This window comes from Streptomyces sp. NPDC089915 (genome assembly GCF_040684675.1).
Taxonomy (GTDB): domain Bacteria; phylum Actinomycetota; class Actinomycetes; order Streptomycetales; family Streptomycetaceae; genus Streptomyces.
The window spans coordinates 1-16,198 of sequence record NZ_JBFBGN010000146.1 but is presented as its reverse complement, the minus strand read 5'-3'; the positions used below and the strand labels follow the sequence as shown (position 1 = coordinate 16,198).

General features: G+C 72.7%; 11 protein-coding genes and 1 pseudogene. 10 read left to right on the top strand and 2 right to left on the bottom strand.

Going from position 1 to position 16,198, the window contains the following annotated elements:
- The first annotated feature begins 216 nt into the window (after positions 1 to 216).
- The 6 genes from AB0O29_RS29630 (at position 217) to galE (ending at position 8,846) form a co-directional block, all read left to right on the top strand.
- Positions 217 to 3,633, top strand: coding sequence for an Rne/Rng family ribonuclease (locus AB0O29_RS29630; RefSeq protein ID WP_365157500.1), 3,417 nt, complete (start codon positions 217 to 219; stop codon positions 3,631 to 3,633).
- Positions 3,634 to 3,914: 281 nt separating this feature from the next.
- The gene (rplU, locus tag AB0O29_RS29625; RefSeq protein ID WP_030013082.1) at positions 3,915 to 4,235 is read left to right on the top strand and encodes a 50S ribosomal protein L21; all 321 of its coding nucleotides are present in this window, start codon (positions 3,915 to 3,917) and stop codon (positions 4,233 to 4,235) included.
- A gap of 13 nt (positions 4,236 to 4,248) precedes the next feature.
- On the top strand, positions 4,249 to 4,503 hold the full coding sequence (rpmA, locus tag AB0O29_RS29620) for a 50S ribosomal protein L27 (protein ID WP_007264038.1): 255 nt from the start codon (positions 4,249 to 4,251) through the stop codon (positions 4,501 to 4,503).
- A gap of 168 nt (positions 4,504 to 4,671) precedes the next feature.
- Complete coding sequence (gene obgE, locus AB0O29_RS29615) at positions 4,672 to 6,117, top strand: GTPase ObgE (RefSeq protein ID WP_365157496.1); 1,446 nt, start codon at positions 4,672 to 4,674, stop codon at positions 6,115 to 6,117.
- Between the two features lie 63 nt (positions 6,118 to 6,180).
- Entirely contained in the window at positions 6,181 to 7,812 is a 1,632-nt protein-coding gene (locus AB0O29_RS29610) for a glycosyltransferase family 2 protein (protein WP_365157493.1), read from the top strand.
- A gap of 17 nt (positions 7,813 to 7,829) precedes the next feature.
- Positions 7,830 to 8,846, top strand: a complete 1,017-nt coding sequence (galE, locus tag AB0O29_RS29605) for a UDP-glucose 4-epimerase GalE (RefSeq protein WP_365157490.1) — start codon at positions 7,830 to 7,832, stop codon at positions 8,844 to 8,846.
- Positions 8,847 to 8,919: 73 nt separating this feature from the next.
- On the opposite strand, the gene AB0O29_RS29600 is transcribed toward galE, so the two are convergent.
- Together AB0O29_RS29600 and AB0O29_RS29595 are read right to left on the bottom strand one after the other, a co-directional pair.
- Positions 8,920 to 10,068: a glycosyltransferase gene (locus AB0O29_RS29600; RefSeq protein WP_365157487.1), complete on the bottom strand. Its 1,149-nt coding sequence runs from the start codon at positions 10,066 to 10,068 to the stop codon at positions 8,920 to 8,922.
- A complete protein-coding gene (locus tag AB0O29_RS29595; protein ID WP_365157485.1) occupies positions 10,065 to 12,935 on the bottom strand; it encodes a bifunctional glycosyltransferase family 2 protein/CDP-glycerol:glycerophosphate glycerophosphotransferase in 2,871 nt (956 codons plus the stop codon). Before AB0O29_RS29595 ends, AB0O29_RS29600 begins: the two co-directional genes overlap by 4 nt.
- A gap of 159 nt (positions 12,936 to 13,094) precedes the next feature.
- Between AB0O29_RS29595 and AB0O29_RS29590 the strand changes: the two genes are divergently transcribed.
- The 4 genes and pseudogenes from AB0O29_RS29590 to AB0O29_RS29575 form a co-directional block, all read left to right on the top strand.
- Complete coding sequence (locus tag AB0O29_RS29590) at positions 13,095 to 14,072, top strand: glycosyltransferase family 2 protein (RefSeq protein WP_365157482.1); 978 nt, start codon at positions 13,095 to 13,097, stop codon at positions 14,070 to 14,072.
- On the top strand, positions 14,069 to 14,515 hold the full coding sequence (locus AB0O29_RS29585) for a GtrA family protein (protein ID WP_365157479.1): 447 nt from the start codon (positions 14,069 to 14,071) through the stop codon (positions 14,513 to 14,515). The genes AB0O29_RS29590 and AB0O29_RS29585 overlap by 4 nt, the downstream gene beginning before the upstream one ends.
- A gap of 83 nt (positions 14,516 to 14,598) precedes the next feature.
- Positions 14,599 to 15,726 carry a glutamate 5-kinase gene (gene proB, locus AB0O29_RS29580; RefSeq protein WP_365157476.1) on the top strand — a complete coding sequence of 376 codons (1,128 nt, stop codon included), beginning with the start codon at positions 14,599 to 14,601 and terminating at the stop codon, positions 15,724 to 15,726.
- An 84-nt stretch (positions 15,727 to 15,810) separates the two neighbouring features.
- Positions 15,811 to 16,198: pseudogene (locus AB0O29_RS29575) on the top strand (hypothetical protein); the annotation flags it as partial.

Here is a 16,198-nt window from a genome sequence, read left to right as displayed (position 1 = left end):
CCAGGGCACGTACATGAGCGCCCACCGCTATGTGATGCGGACCTTCTCCGACACCAAGAGCGCCACCCTGCGGGCCCGGGCCGAGAAGTTCCTCGTGCCGCCACCGCCCCCGAGGCGCCCGTCGCCGAGGCCGCTCCGGTCGCCGAGGCCGCGCCCGCCGCCGAGGAGGCCCCGGCCGCTCCGGCTCCGCGTGCCCGCCGTCGTGCGGTCCGCGCCGTGGCGGCTCCGGCCGCCGCCGAGCCGGCCGCCGCCCCCGAGGCGCCCGCCGCCGAGGCCGTCGTGGTCGAGGAGGAGGCTCCGGCCGCCGCCCCGGCTCCGCGTGCCCGTCGCCGTGCCACCCGCGCCGTGGCCGCCCCGGCCGCCGCCGAGGCCGCTCCGGCCGAGGCAGAGGCCGAGGAGGCCCCGGTCGTGGAGGAGGCCCCCAAGGCCGCCACCCGCGCCGTCACCGTCGCCGACGCCGTCGACGCCCCGAAGCGCGGCCGCCGCCGCGCCACCCGGGCCGCCGCTCCGGCCGCCGCCGCGCAGCCCGAGCCCGCCGCCGCTCCGGAGGCGCCCGCCGCCCCCAACCGCGCCGCCCGCCGCGCCGCGCGCCCGGCCGTGGCCGTCTTCCAGGCCCCGGTCTTCGCCGAGCCGATGTTCCAGACCCCGGAGACCGCCGCCCTCGCCGCCGCGGCCGCCGCTGCCGCCGTGGACGCGGACGAGGAGGCCGAGGAGGAGGAGACCGAGGCCGTCGCCGAGGTCCAGGCCCCCGCCGCCGCCCAGCCGGCCGGCCGTCGCCGCCGCCGTCGTGGCGCCGCCGCCGAGCCCGTGACCCTGGCCGAGGTCGTCGCCGAGACCGAGTACGCCGAGGAGGAGCCGGAGGCCGAGGCCGCCGACTTCGACGAGGAGGAGTCCGACGAGTCGGGCGACCGCCCCTCGCGCCGCCGCCGCCGCGGTGGCCGTCGCCGCCGCCGCGGTGAGGCCGCCGACCTCGACGAGGGCGTCGAGGAGGAGGCCGGGGCCGAGGCCGCCGACGAGGAGGACCAGGAAGAGGACGAGGAGGCCGAAGAGGCCCTCGGTTCCTCCTCCAGCCGCCGTCGCCGCCGTCGCCGTCGCCGCAGCGGTGACGCCGCCGAGTCCGAGGCGGGCGAGGAGGACGGTGTCCGCACCGTCGTCAAGGTCCGCGAGCCGCGCCCGGCGCGCGAGAAGGCCGAGCCGTCCGACGAGGTCCAGTCCATCAAGGGCTCGACCCGCCTGGAGGCGAAGAAGCAGCGCCGCCGCGAGGGCCGCGAGCAGGGCCGCCGCCGCGTGCCGATCATCACCGAGGCCGAGTTCCTGGCCCGCCGTGAGGCCGTCGAGCGCGTGATGGTCGTCCGCCAGGCCGGCGAGCGCACCCAGATCGGCGTCCTCGAGGACAACGTGCTCGTCGAGCACTACGTCAACAAGGAAGAGGCCACCTCGTACGTCGGCAACGTCTACCTGGGCAAGGTCCAGAACGTGCTGCCGTCGATGGAGGCCGCCTTCATCGACATCGGCAAGGGCCGCAACGCCGTCCTGTACGCCGGTGAGGTCAACTTCGAGGCGCTCGGCATGGCCAACGGGCCGCGCCGCATCGAGTCCGCCCTCAAGTCCGGCCAGTCGGTCCTGGTGCAGGTCACCAAGGACCCGATCGGCCACAAGGGCGCCCGCCTGACCAGCCAGGTCTCGCTGCCCGGCCGCTACCTCGTCTACGTGCCCGAGGGCTCGATGACCGGTATCAGCCGCAAGCTGCCCGACACCGAGCGCGCGCGCCTGAAGACCATCCTCAAGAAGATCGTCCCCGAGGACGCGGGCGTCATCGTGCGCACCGCCGCCGAGGGCGCGAGCGAGGACGAGCTGCGCCGCGACGTCGAGCGTCTGCAGGCGCAGTGGGAGGACATCCAGAAGAAGTCGAAGCAGATCACGACCTCGTCGCCGAGCCTGCTGTACGGCGAGCCGGACATGACCGTCCGCGTCGTGCGCGACATCTTCAACGAGGACTTCTCCAAGGTCATCATCAGCGGTGACCAGGCGTGGGAGACCATCCACGGCTACGTGTCCCACGTGGCCCCGGACCTGGCCGACCGGCTGTCCCGCTGGACCTCCGAGGTGGACGTCTTCGCGACGTACCGGATCGACGAGCAGCTCGCCAAGGCGCTCGACCGCAAGGTGTGGCTGCCCTCGGGCGGCTCCCTCGTGATCGACAAGACCGAGGCGATGATCGTCATCGACGTCAACACCGGCAAGTTCACGGGCCAGGGCGGCAACCTCGAGGAGACCGTCACCCGGAACAACCTGGAGGCGGCCGAGGAGATCGTGCGCCAGCTGCGGCTGCGCGACCTCGGCGGCATCGTGGTCATCGACTTCATCGACATGGTCCTGGAGTCCAACCGCGACCTGGTGCTGCGGCGCATGCTGGAGTGCCTGGGCCGGGACCGCACGAAGCACCAGGTGGCCGAGGTCACCTCGCTCGGCCTGGTCCAGATGACCCGCAAGCGCGTGGGCCAGGGCCTGCTGGAGTCCTTCTCCGAGACCTGCGTCCACTGCAACGGGCGCGGCGTCATCGTCCACATGGACACCCCGGCCGTGGTCGGCGGCGGCGGCAACGGCAAGCGCGCCAAGCGCCGTGGCGGCCGCGGCCCGGAGCACGAGCACGAGCTGGAGACGGCCGAGACCGTCGAGGCCGAGGTGTTCGAGACCGAGGCCGAGGTGGCCGCCGAGGTCGCCGCGCCGCGGGCGCTGCCGGAGCCGGCGTTCGTCCCGGGCGAGGAGCTGTACGGCAGCCCGGCCGAGGCCGAGGCCGCCGCGGGCATCAGCGGGCGCCGCAACCGCCGTCGTGCCACCCGTAAGGCGACCGCTCCGGCGGGCGCCCCGCGCGGTGGCGAGCGGCAGGCCGCCCCGGCGCCGGTGACCCCGGCCGTCGTGGACGAGCCGGTCGCCGAGCCCGCCGACACGGTGCTGGAGCCGGCCGCCGAGGTCGTCGCCGAGGCCGTCGAGGCCGTGGAGACGGTCGAGGCCGCTCCGGTCGAGGCCGCCCCGGTGGCCGAGGAGGCCGCGCCGAAGGGCCGTACCCGTCGCCGGGCGACCCGCAAGGCCACCGCTCCGGCTCCCGAGCCGGTCGTGGAGGCCGTGGTCGAGCCCGAGCCGGAGCCGGTCGTGGAGGCCGTCGCCGAGCCCGAGCCCGAGCCGGTCGTGGAGGCCGTCGCCGAAGCCGTCGCGGAGCCCGTGGCCGAGCCCGAGCCCGTCGTGGAGGCCGCCCCGGCGCGTCCGCGCCGCCGCGCCGTCCGCAAGGCCACCGCGCCGGCCGGTGCGGCCGAGGCCGCCGTCGTCGTCGTCGAGGCCCCCGCGGCCGAGCCGGCCGCAGCGGTCGAGGCCAAGGCCGACGCCGAGCCCGCCGTCGAGGCGGACGCCGAGGCCGAGGCCCCGGCGCCGGCCAAGAAGACCGCCCGCAAGGCTCCGGCCAAGAAGGCGGCCACGGCGAAGAAGGCCCCGGCCAAGAAGGCGGCGGCCGCCAAGAAGACGGCCGCGAAGAAGACGACGACGGTCAAGAAGACCGCCGCGAAGCGGGCGACGAAGAAGACCGCGGCGGCGGAGCAGCAGACCCCGCCGTCCGTCTCGGCTCCGGCCGAGGCCTGATCGACGCACCGTCCGTGGGCCCCGCCGGAAGGCGGGGCCCACGGGCACGCGGGGGCCCGGTTTGACCCTCCGGAACCGGCCCCGTAACCTAGACCGTCGGCGTGTCCTGGACGTTTACCGTGCAGCGCGCGCCGCGCTCCTGAGCACCTTCCTCCCGCACCCTCCGCGCAAGCGGACGGGACCCGGGAGAGGCCGCTCGTCCATTCCGGATCACCGTGGGCCCCGGCCCGCGTGAGCGGCTGGCTTCAGGAGCATCCGTCCCGAGTGAGAGAGAGATCCGCGTGTACGCCATCGTGCGCAGCGGTGGTCGCCAGCACAAGGTTGCTGTCGGCGACATCGTTGAGGTTGACAAGATTTCCACTGCCAAGGTTGGCGACACGGTCGAGCTCTCGACCCTGCTCGTTGTCGACGGCGAAGCCGTGACCAGCGACCCGTGGGTCCTGGCCGGCATCAAGGTCACGGCCGAGGTCGTGGACCACCACAAGGGCGCCAAGATCGACATCCTGCGCTACAAGAACAAGACCGGCTACCGCCGTCGCCAGGGTCACCGCCAGCAGTACACGGCGATCAAGGTCACCGGTATCCCCGCGGCTGCGAAGTAAGAGGGACTGAGACATGGCACACAAGAAGGGCGCATCTTCCACCCGGAACGGGCGCGATTCCAATGCTCAGCGGCTCGGCGTGAAGCGCTTCGGCGGTCAGGTCGTCTCCGCCGGCGAGATCCTCGTCCGCCAGCGCGGCACCCACTTCCACCCGGGTGCGGGTGTCGGTCGCGGTGGCGACGACACGCTGTTCGCGCTGCTGCCGGGTGCGGTGCAGTTCGGTACGCACCGTGGCCGCAAGGTCGTCAACATCGTTCCGGCCGCCTGATCCAGCTCTGCTGATCTGAAGCGTTCGTAACACCCCGAGGGCGGATCTCAACTCTTCCCGGCGCAAGCCGGGAAGAGAGGTCCGCCCTCGGCGCGTTGTCACATAGACACGTTTAATGGGCAGCAAGGCCTGTCCGGGACATTCCCGTAAGTATCTGGAGGAACACCCATGACCACCTTCGTGGACCGCGTCGAGCTGCACGTCGCCGCGGGTAACGGAGGCCACGGCTGCGCCTCCGTTCACCGGGAGAAGTTCAAGCCCCTGGGCGGACCCGACGGCGGCAACGGCGGCCGCGGCGGTGACGTGATCCTGGTGGTGGAGCAGGCGATCACCACCCTGCTGGACTACCACCACAGCCCGCACCGCAAGGCCACCAACGGCAAGCCCGGCGAGGGCGGCAACCGCTCCGGCAAGGACGGCCAGGACCTGATCCTGCCCGTGCCGGACGGCACCGTCGTCCTCGACAAGGAGGGCAACGTCCTCGCCGACCTCGTCGGCCAGGGCACCACGTACGTGGCCGCCGAGGGCGGCCGCGGCGGCCTCGGCAACGCCGCCCTGTCCTCCGCCCGCCGCAAGGCCCCCGGCTTCGCCCTCCTCGGCGTCCCCGGCACCATGGGCGACATCGTCCTGGAGCTGAAGACCGTCGCCGACGTGGCGCTCGTCGGCTTCCCCAGCGCCGGCAAGTCCTCGCTGATCTCGGTGCTCTCCGCCGCCAAGCCGAAGATCGCCGACTACCCCTTCACCACCCTCGTCCCGAACCTGGGCGTGGTCACCGCCGGCTCGACGGTCTACACGATCGCCGACGTCCCCGGCCTGATCCCGGGCGCCAGCCAGGGCAAGGGCCTCGGCCTGGAGTTCCTGCGCCACGTCGAGCGCTGCTCGGTCCTCGTGCACGTCCTGGACACCGCCACCCTGGAGTCGGACCGCGACCCGGTCGGCGACCTCGACCTGATCGAGGAGGAGCTCAAGCTCTACGGCGGCGGCCTGGAGAAGCGCCCCCGCCTCGTCGTGCTGAACAAGGTCGACATCCCCGACGGCCAGGACCTCGCCGAGATGGTCCGCCCGGACCTGGAGGCCCGCGGCTACAAGGTCTTCGAGGTCTCCGCGGTCGCCCGCACCGGCCTCAAGGAGCTCTCCTACTTCCTCGCCGAGGTCGTCGCCAAGGCGCGCGCCCGCACGCCCAAGCAGGAGGCGACCCGGATCGTCATCCGTCCGAAGGCCGTGGACGACGCCGGCTTCACCGTCGCGTACGACGAGGTCGAGGACGTGTACAGGGTGCGCGGCGAGAAGCCGGAGCGCTGGGTCCGCCAGACCGACTTCAACAACGACGAGGCCGTCGGCTACCTCGCCGACCGGCTCAACCGCCTCGGTGTCGAGGACGCGCTCCGCAAGGCCGGCGCCAAGGCGGGCGACGGCGTCGCCATCGGCTCCGACGACAACGCGGTCGTCTTCGACTGGGAGCCGACCATGATGGCCGGCGCCGAGATGCTGGGCCGCCGCGGTGAGGACCACCGCATGGAAGCCCCGCGTCCGGCCACCCAGCGCCGCAAGGAGAAGGAAGCCAAGCGCGGCGACTCCGCCCAGCAGGAGTACGACGAGTTCCGTCCCTTCTAGTGCGCCGCGCGCCCCGCGGCGGACTTGAAGCCCGCTTTACGCCGTTCGCCTAGGATCCTGCGGGTGAGCAGCAGCAATTCCAGCAGTGACACCCCCTCGGTGTCCGTGGTCGTGATCGCGTACAACGACGCCGGGCTCGTGGGCGAGGCCGTCTTCTCGGCCCTCGCCCAGGGCCCGGTGGTCGCCGAGGTCATCGCCGTCGACGACGCCTCCTCGGACGCGACCGCCCGGGTCCTGGACGAGCTGGCCGGGGCCCATCCGCGCCTGAAGGTCATCCACCGGACGGAGAACAGCGGCGGCTGCGGCACCCCGCGCAACGACGGGATCGCCGCCGCGACCTCCCCGTACGTCCTCTTCCTGGACAGCGACGACGTCCTGCCCCCGGGCGCGGCCGAGGCCCTGCTGCGGGCGGCCGAGGAGCACCGCGCCCCCGTCACGGTCGGCGCGTGCGTCCGGCGCGAGCTGCCCGAGGGCCGCGACGTGCCGTGGATGCCCGGGCTGTACACGCCCGGCGAGGTGGTCGAGCGGCCCGCGGACCGGCCCGAGCTGGTCCGCGACACCCTCTGCGTCAACAAGCTGTACGAGCGCTCCTTCCTGGAGAAGCACGGGATCCGCTTCCCCGACGGCCGCTTCGTCTACGAGGACTTCGTCTTCACCTCCCGGGTCCTGGCCGCCGCCCCCCGCATCGCGGTCGTCGGCGACCTCGTCTACGTGTGGCACGTGCGCCGCAGCGCCGCCCAGGTGTCCATCTCCCTGGACCGCAAGGACATCGGCAACTGGCGCTCCCGCGTCGAGGCCCACCGCACCGCCTCCCGCACCCTCGCCGCCGCCTCGCCGGAGCTGGGCCACGCCTGCCAGGTGAAGTTCCTCGACTACGACCTGCGCATGTACCTGCGCGAGCTCGGCGGGGACCCCGGCTACCGGGCCGCCTGGTGGACCCTGACCCGCGACTACCTGGCGGGCTTCGACGCGGCCGACCTCGACGCGGCCCCCGCCCGCGCCCGCTGGACCGCCCGCGTGCTGCTGGCCCGCGAGACCCCGCCCGCCGACGTCGAACGGCTGATGACGGGCCTGGCCGCCGAGCCCGCCCGGCTGCTGCCCCCGTACGCGGCCGGTCCCGCCGGGGAGCCGGTGTGGAGCGAGGAGCTGCCGGTCCCGCTGGACGGGCTCGCGGACCTGCCCGCCGCCGACCTGCCGCTGACCGTGGACGCGCGGCCCGCCGGGGGCGCGGCCGTCCAGCTCCGGGTCCGCGAGCTGTACGGGCGGCTCGCCGAGGCCCGCCCGCGGAGCGTCCAGCTGAGCTTCCTGCCCCGGGCCGGGGGCGAGCCCGTCCAGGTGCGCCCCGTGGAGCTGCGGCCCGCCGCCGACGGGGACGGCTGGACCGCCGAGGTCCCGTTCCGGCTCGCCTCGCTGGCCGCCGAGGGCCGCCGCCGGGGGCTGCGCGGGATGCAGGCCTGGGACGTCCGGGCGGGCGTGAGCTGCGCCGACGGGAGCTCCCCGGTCACCTCGCTGCGCCCCCTGGGCGGGCTGCTGCGCCGCCGGGCCCTGCCCAGCAGCCGGTACGGTGTTCTGCTGGCGCAGCCCTACCGCACGGCCTCCGGCGCGCTCGCGCTGCGCCTCGCCCCCGGTGCCGGGGGCGCGCTGACCTTCGTACGCAACCGCCTCGACCGCGCCCGCACGCGCAGGTCACGCTAGAGCTCGGGAGAATACGCATGACGTTTCTGATCACCGGTGGCGCCGGATACATCGGCGCGCACGTCGTCCGCGCGATGCTGCTCGCGGGGCAGCGGGTCGTGGTCTTCGACGACCTCTCCACGGGCCGGGAGGACCGGGTGCCGGAGGGCGTGCCGCTGGTGACCGCCTCGGTGCTCGACCGGCTCGCCCTGGACGAGGCCATCGCCCGGCACAAGATCACCGGCGTGGTGCACCTGGCGGGCAAGAAGCAGGTCGGCGAGTCCGTCGAGAAGCCGCTGTACTACTACCACGAGAACGTGGAGGGCCTCCAGGTCCTGCTCGGGGCCGTGGCCGCGGCCGGCATCCGCAACTTCCTCTTCTCCTCCTCCGCCTCCGTGTACGGGATGCCCGACGTGGACTCGGTCACCGAGGAGACCCCGTGCAGGCCGCTGAGCCCGTACGGCGAGACCAAGCTGGCGGGCGAGTGGCTGGTCCGGGCGGCCGGCCGGGCCCACGGCATCTCCACGGCCTGCCTGCGCTACTTCAACGTGGCGGGCGCGGCCGCCCCCGAGCTCGCGGACACCGGGGTGTTCAACCTGGTCCCGATGGTCTTCGAGCGCTACGACGCCGGCGAGGGCGCCCGGATCTTCGGCGACGACTACCCGACCCCGGACGGCACCTGCATCCGCGACTACATCCACGTCGAGGACCTGGCGGACGCCCACGTGGTGGCGGCCCGCAGGCTCGCCGAGTGGGGTGCGGCGGGCGAGTACAAGGACCTCACGGTCAACATCGGGCGCGGTGAGGGAGTCTCCGTCAAGGAGATGGTCGGGCTGCTGAACGAGGGCACCGGGCACACGTACGCGCCGGTCGTCACCCCGCGCCGGCCCGGCGACCCGGCGAAGGTCGTGGCCTCCGCCGACCGGATCGCGGCGGAGCTGGGCTGGAAGGCCCGGCACGACGTCCGCGAGATGATCAGCTCGGCCTGGGCCGGCTGGGAGGCCAACCGCAGCGCGCCGCACCGCGACGGCAGCAGGGACGCCCACACGGTCTGACGCGCCCGTACGCGACGAAGCCGCCCGCCCCGGAGGACGGGGCGGGCGGCTTCGTCGTACGCGGGGGAGGGGGTCAGCGCTCCAGGAAGGCGAAGAGCTTCTCCCACCTGTCGGTGATCTCCGCGCTGGAGTAGCGGCGCACGCTCCGGAAGGCGGCGTCGCCGAGCCGGTCGCGGGTAGCGGCGTCCGACATCAGGGCGTCCAGGTGCGCGGCCAGCTCCATCGTGTTGCCGAGGCGGGCCAGCAGGCCGTCCTCGCCGTGCCGCACGATCTCCCGTACGCCGGGCGCGCAGTCGAACGCGGCCACGGGCAGGCCCGCCGCCATCGCCTCCAGCAGGGTGATGGGGAAGCCCTCGGCCCGGGAGGCCTGGGCGAAGACGGAGGCCCCGCTCAGCGCGCCCAGCACGTCGTCGGTGCTGCCCATCCACTCGACGGAGTCCTCCAGCCCGAGCGAGACGCAGTGCGCCCGCAGGGTGGCCTCCTCGACGCCCGCCCCGTAGATCCGCAGGGTCCAGTCGGGGTGGCGGGGGGCGGCGTCCGCCCAGGCGTCGAGCAGCAGGTCCACGCCCTTCTCGAAGGCGAGGCGGCCGACGCTCGCGACGACCTTGGCGGTGCGCGGGGCGGGGGAGTCCGGCATGAACGGCAGCGGGTTCGGCATGCTGTCGACGTTCTCCATGCCGGCCCGGATCCACAGGTCGGCGTCCTCCGGGGTGAGGACGAGCAGCCGGTCGACCTCCGGGTACCAGCGGCGGACCCGGTCGCCCCGGGTGGACTTCTGGCTGGCCTCGAAGGACTCGTGGCTCATGCCGATGACGGAGAGCCCCTTGGTGTCGGAGAGGGCCACCCACTCCATCGCCCAGACCTGGGTGACGATCACGACGGAGCCGGGGCCCGCCGCCCGGAACATCTCGCTCAGCCGCTCGGCCCGGGCCCGCATGCCGGCCCGGCGGGCCGCCTGGCGGCGCCGCTCGGGGGCGTTGAGGCGGCCCTTGACGCCGTGCAGCCTGCGGGCCTTCGGCGGGTGGGTCTCGTAGAGGGTGGTCGTCTCGTACGGGAGGTCCGCCGGCAGCTTCTGCCGGATCTCCTCGGCCACGGGGGCGATGCCCACGATGTGCACGCGGTGGCCGCGGTCGGTGAGGAGCCGGGCCATCTGGTGGGACCAGGTGGTCACCCCGCCGAGCTCGTCCACGCTGTTGGAGACGATGAAGATGTCCCGGCTCACTTGCGGCTCCCGGTGAAGAACTTCTCGACGATCTGGCGTGCGGCGTCCCCGCGGTCGTACTCGCCGAACTCGGCGAGGAACCGCCGTCGGGCCTCGGCGTACTTGGCGTCGGCCTCGTCGAAGGCGGCGACGGCCTGCATCAGCTCGTCCGCCGTGGCCACCACCGGGCCGGGCGCCTTGTCCAGCAGGTCGAAGTAGGTGCCGCGGATGTCCGTCGAGTACTTCTCGTAGTCGTACGCGAAGAAGACCATCGGCCGGTCCAGCACCGCGTAGTCGAACATCACGGACGAGTAGTCGGTGATCAGCCCGTCGGCGAGGGCCAGCAGCGGGGTGATGTCGTGGTGGCGGGAGACGTCGATCACCCGGCCCGCGACCGACGGCGGCAGGGAGACGCTGTTGAGGTAGTGCGTGCGCACCAGCAGCGTGTACCGGTCGCCGAGCCGGTCCGCGAACTCCTCCACGTCGAAGGGGAACGAGAAGCCCTCCACGGCGCCGTCCGCGTTGGCCCGGAAGGTCGGCGCGTACAGCAGCACCCGCTTGTCCGGGTCGATGCCCAGCTCGGCGGCGAGCGGCCCGCGCACCCTCTCCCCGCTGTCCGCCTCGGCGCGGTGTGCCGCGACGAGGGCGTCGTTGCGCGGGTAGCCGGTGCGCAGCAGTACCTCGTCGCGGAGCCGGAAGCCCTTGGCGAGGGTGCGGACGTCGTGCTCGGAGCGGACCAGGAAGTGGTCGAAGCGGTTGACGGCGGCCTGGAAGCGGTCCTGCGCGGGCTTGCCCTGCGCCTTGGTGCGGGGCTCGTGGAAGCCCATCCGCTTCAGGGCGGAGCCGTGCCAGGTCTGGATGTACGTGGTGCCGGGGCGCTTGGACAGGGCGAGCGGGAAGCCCTGGTTGTCGACCCAGTACTCGGCCTGGGCCAGCGCCCGCAGGTACTGCCAGCTCCAGCGCTTGACCAGGACGGCCTCGGTGGGGAAGCCGGTCGGCTTGGCGCCCGCGTAGGACCAGATCGCCTGGAAGGGGGCGTTCTGGCGGACCAGCTCCTCGTAGATGGCCTTGGGGCTGTCGCTGTACTGCTTGCCCATGTGGCTCTCGAAGACGACGGTGCCCTTCTTGACCGGCAGCTTCGAGAAGACCTCGTGGTAGACCTTCACCTTCTGCTCGCCGGAGCCGATGTTGCGGCGCGCCTTCAGGGCCCGGCGCAGGCTGCGCTTGACCACGCCGGCCGCCTTGCCGTGCATGGCGCTGCTGATCAGCGACTGGGTGCGGACGGCGGCGGCGCCCTCGGCGGCCAGCACGTAGGAGAGGTTGCCCTTCTTGGTCATCTCCGGCTCGAAGCGGTCGGAGACCAGCCGGGTCAGGCGCGGGCGCACGCGCAGGCGGGCCGCGGACTCCAGGTCGACCCCGCCGACGGAGACGCGGGTGGTCATCCGGTCCCCGCCGGCCTTCAGCTTCAGCCGCACGTCCCAGACGGCGTCGATGATGCCGAGGGGGCGGACGGTGCCGCCGACGTCGGCGGTGGTGCTCCACTCGATCGTGTCACCGGCGTGCCGCACGGTTGCCACGGGGAAGCTGAACGAGCGCACGCCGATCTGCCGCCGGGCCCGGAACTCCAGGGTGGCCGACAGCTCGGCGTCCTCCGCGATCCGGCCCAGCGGGTTCACGACGGCGCCGGAGAGGGTGACGGTGCCGCGTCCGTCGTCCTCGTAGGAGGTCAGGCGGTTGCCCAGGGCCAGGGAGGACAGCGCCGTGGTGTGGAAGCCCTGGTCGGTGACGTCCAGTATGCGGCGGCCCTCGGCGTCGTCGAGGTGGCCGGAGCACCAGTAGACCCGGCCGTCGCGCTCGGCCAGCGGGGAGGAGAGCCGGCCCTTGTTGGTCATCGCGTCGGCGGCCGCGAGGAGGTTCTTCCAGTCCTCCTTGCCCAGCAGGTACGCGCAGATCGCCTGGAGGTGGGTGACGTTCTCGTACGCGGCCGGGTCGATGCCGGCCAGGTAGCCGTTGGCGAGCCGGGCGAACTCCTGGCGGTAGGCGTCGCCCAGCAGCGGCAGGTCGCGCAGGTGCAGCACCAGGTCGTGCTTGAGGAACTTGGCGTCCTTGGCGGTCTTGATCGCGGTGTGGCCCTTGGCGGCCAGCAGCTCGTCGACCCGGCGGTGGATCTCCATCCGGTGTACGAAGTTCGCGATCTCGTGGCGCCGGTTGCTGATCGACTTGGCGGCGGCCTTCTCGACCACGTTCCAGTAGTAGACGTGGTTGGGGATCAGGGTGATCCGGCGGGCCGCGACGTACGCCTGGGCCGAGAACAGCAGGTCCTCGTAGTGGATGCCGACCGGGAACTCCAGGCCCTGCTCCAGCAGGAAGGAGCGCCGGTAGCACTTGTTCGTGGAGAGGGTGTCGTAGACCAGCAGGTCCGGGTACTCGGTGATCGACTCCAGCGTGCGGGTGCGGGAGTAGATCCAGGGGTACCACTCGGTGGTCTTGCCCCAGCGGTTGTCGAGGTGCACGCGCACGCACATGCCCGAGACCAGGTCGGAGCCGGTGCGCTCGGCGGCGGCCAGCATGTTGCGGCAGGCGTTGCGCTCCAGGACGTCGTCGCTGTCCAGGAACATGACGTAGGTGCCGGTGGCCTGCTTGATGCCGTGGTTGCGGGGCGCGCCGCAGCCGCCGCTGTTCTCGGGCAGCCGGAAGGCTCGGACCCGTCCCGGATTCGCCGCTTCGAGCTCCTGGGCGACCTCGTAGGACCGGTCCTTGCTGCAGTCGTCCACGATCACGACTTCGACCCCGCGCAGGGTCTGGTCCAAAACCGACCGGACGGCTGTCTGCAGACGCTCTGCGTCGTTGTAGACGATGACGACCACGGAGACGTCAGGCACGTGCACCTCGATCCCTTCGTTCCATTCCGCTTATCCCGTCAAAGCTACCGTGTGCCGCGCACGACTCGGGCAGGGCGACCTTCGCCGTGCATACTTCTAAGGAAGAGTTGAGACGCGGGTCCGGTTGCCGACAATCACCCGTTCGGACCCCAGCAGGAAGTGCCCATGACCAAGCTGTCGGTAGTTGTCCCCTGTTACAACGAAGAAGCCGTCATCGACCGCTTCGACGAGGAGATCCGCAAGGTCCTGGACGGCCTGCCCGTCGAGTACGAGGTCTGCTACGTCGACGACGGCAGCCGCGACGGCACCCTCGGCAAGCTCCGGAAGATCGCCGCCGAGCACGGCGACCGCACCCGCTACGTCTCCTTCAGCCGGAACTTCGGCAAGGAGGCGGGCATGCTCGCCGGCCTGCGCGAGACCACCGGCGACGCCGTAGTGATCATGGACGCGGACCTCCAGCACCCGCCGGAGCTCATCGCCACCATGCTGGAGCACTACCGCCAGGGCCACGACCAGGTCATCGCCCGGCGCACCCGCGAAGGGGACAAGAAGCTCCGCTCGACCCTCAGCCGCCTCTACTACCGGGGCGTCAACCGCTGGGTCGACGTCGAGCTGACCGACGGGGTCGGCGACTTCCGGCTGCTGTCCCGGCCCGCCGTGGACGCCCTGCTCGCGCTCCCCGAGTACAACCGCTTCTCCAAGGGCCTCTTCTCCTGGATCGGCTTCGACACCGTCCACTTCGACTACCGCAACGCCCAGCGCGAGGCCGGCGAGACCAAGTGGAAGTTCGCCTCCCTGCTGAACTACGGCATGGACGGGCTGATCTCCTTCAACAACCGGCCGCTGCGCATCGGCATCTGGCTCGGGGTCTCGCTCGTCGCGCTGACCGGCCTGTACGCGCTGTGGATCACCGTGATGGCGATCACCAACGGCATCGACTCGCCCGGCTACGTCACGATCATCGCGATGATCGCCGGCATCGGCGGGATGCAGATGATCATGTTGGGCCTGATCGGCGAGTACATCGGCCGCATCTACTACGAAACCAAGCGTCGCCCGCACTTCCTGGTCAAGGAGGCCCACGGCGCGCCCGTGGCCCCCGCGCCCGCGGAGCCGGCCGTCGCGGAAGGCACCGGCCGATGAGCACCCCCACCCGCCGAGAGAAGCTCGGCCAGATATTCCGTTTCGCCCTGGTGGGCGGGGTCAACACCGCCACCTTCTACGTCCTCTACCTGCCCCTGCACTGGTGGATGCCGTACTTCGCCGCCTACACGCTGGCCTTCCTGCTCGCGATGGTCGGTTCGTTCTTCATGAACACCTACTTCACCTACCGAACGCGTCCCACCTGGAAGAAGTTCCTGCTCTTCCCCCTGACCAACGTCACCAACTACGTGATCCAGTCCGCGGGCCTCTACGCCCTGGTGACCTGGGCCGGCATGGACACCCGGATCGCCCCGCTGGTCGCGGCCGTCGGCGCCATTCCGTTCACCTTCCTCCTCTCGCGCAAGATCCTCACCCCGGGGACGCGCCAGGCCTCGGCCCCCGAACCGGAGCCGGCAGCGGCGGGCTCCCCGTCCAGGGGCTGAAACCGGCGGGCGGGGGCGGGACGCGACCCCGTAGATTGAGCCAGTCGGTCGGTCGGTTTTCGTGCGTGTGCGAGGGGAAAGACGTGTCAGCGGCTAGGCAGGGTGTCGTGGACGCCCGCAGGATCGTGGTCAAGGTCGGCTCCTCCTCCCTCACCACCGCGGCGGGCGGACTCGACGCCGACCGGGTGGACGCGCTGGTGGACGTCCTGGCCAAGGCCCGCAGCGGGGGCGAGCGGGAGATCGTCCTGGTCTCCTCCGGAGCCATCGCCGCCGGCCTCTCCCCCCTCGGCCTCGCCCGCCGCCCCAAGGACCTGGCCCGCCAGCAGGCGGCCGCCAGCGTCGGCCAGGGCCTCCTCGTCGCCCGCTACACCGCCTCCTTCGCCCGCTACGGCGTCCGCGTCGGCCAGGTCCTGCTCACCACCGACGACACCAGCCGGCGCGCCCACTACCGCAACGCCTTCAACACCCTGGACCAGCTCCTGGCCATGGGGGCGCTGCCCGTGGTCAACGAGAACGACACCGTCGCCACCGACGAGATCCGCTTCGGCGACAACGACCGGCTGGCCGCCCTCGTCGCCCACCTGGTCCGCGCCGACCTCCTCGTCCTCCTCTCCGACGTCGACGGCCTCTACGACGGGGACCCCTCCCTGCCCGGCACCACCCGCATCGAGGAGGTGCGCGGGCCCGAGGACATCGCCCACGTCTCCATCGGCAGCGCCGGCAAGGCGGGCGTCGGCACCGGCGGCATGGTCACCAAGGTCGAGGCCGCGCGGATCGCCGCCGCGGCCGGCGTCCCCGTCGTCCTCACCTCCGCCAGCCGGGCGGCGGACGCCCTCGCCGGCCGCGAGACCGGCACCCTCTTCCACCCCACCGGCCGCCGCTCCGCGGACCGGCTGCTGTGGCTCCAGCACGCCTCCACCCCGCAGGGGCACCTCGTCCTGGACGACGGCGCCGTCCGCGCCGTCACCCAGCGCGGCAGCTCCCTGCTCCCCGCCGGGATCGCCGCCGTCGAAGGCGACTTCGTCGCGGGCGACCCCGTCGAGCTGCGCTCCGCCGAGGGGGTCGCGGTCGCCCGGGGCCTGGTCAACTTCGACGCCAAGGAACTCCCGCAGCTCCTCGGCCGCTCCACCCGCGAGCTTGCGCGGGAGCTCGGACCCGCGTACGAGCGGGAGGTCGTGCACCGGGACGATCTGGTCCTGCTGCAGGGCTGAGGTTCGGGAAAACCACCGCGCGGCGGGCCGGGGACTGGTCAACTGTGAGGGGCGGACACGCGTAGCGCAGACAGGAGGCGGCTGGTGAGACGAGCGCTGACCAGCGTCGGTACCGGGGACGGCGCCGGCGGGGAGGACCAGGGCCCGGTGTCCCGCCTCTGGCACGTGACGCTGAGCGTCTCGGGGAAGCCGGCGCCGCTGTCGGAGGTGCGGCGCGGGCTGGAGCAGCTCGCGCACGACCACCCCTTCCTGCTGACGAGCCGGTACGCCGACGACCACGCGGAGATCCGGTACTGGGAGGAGGCCCGCGACCTCCACGACGCCGCGGCCGTCGCCCTGCGGCTGTGGGGCGAGCACCGGTCGACGGCGCGGCTGCCGGCCCTGGCCTCCTGGGACGCCACGCTCTCGGGCGCGGGCGGCGACCGCCGGCTGCCGGCCCTCGCGCACAGCGACTACCACCGCGACCCGGACC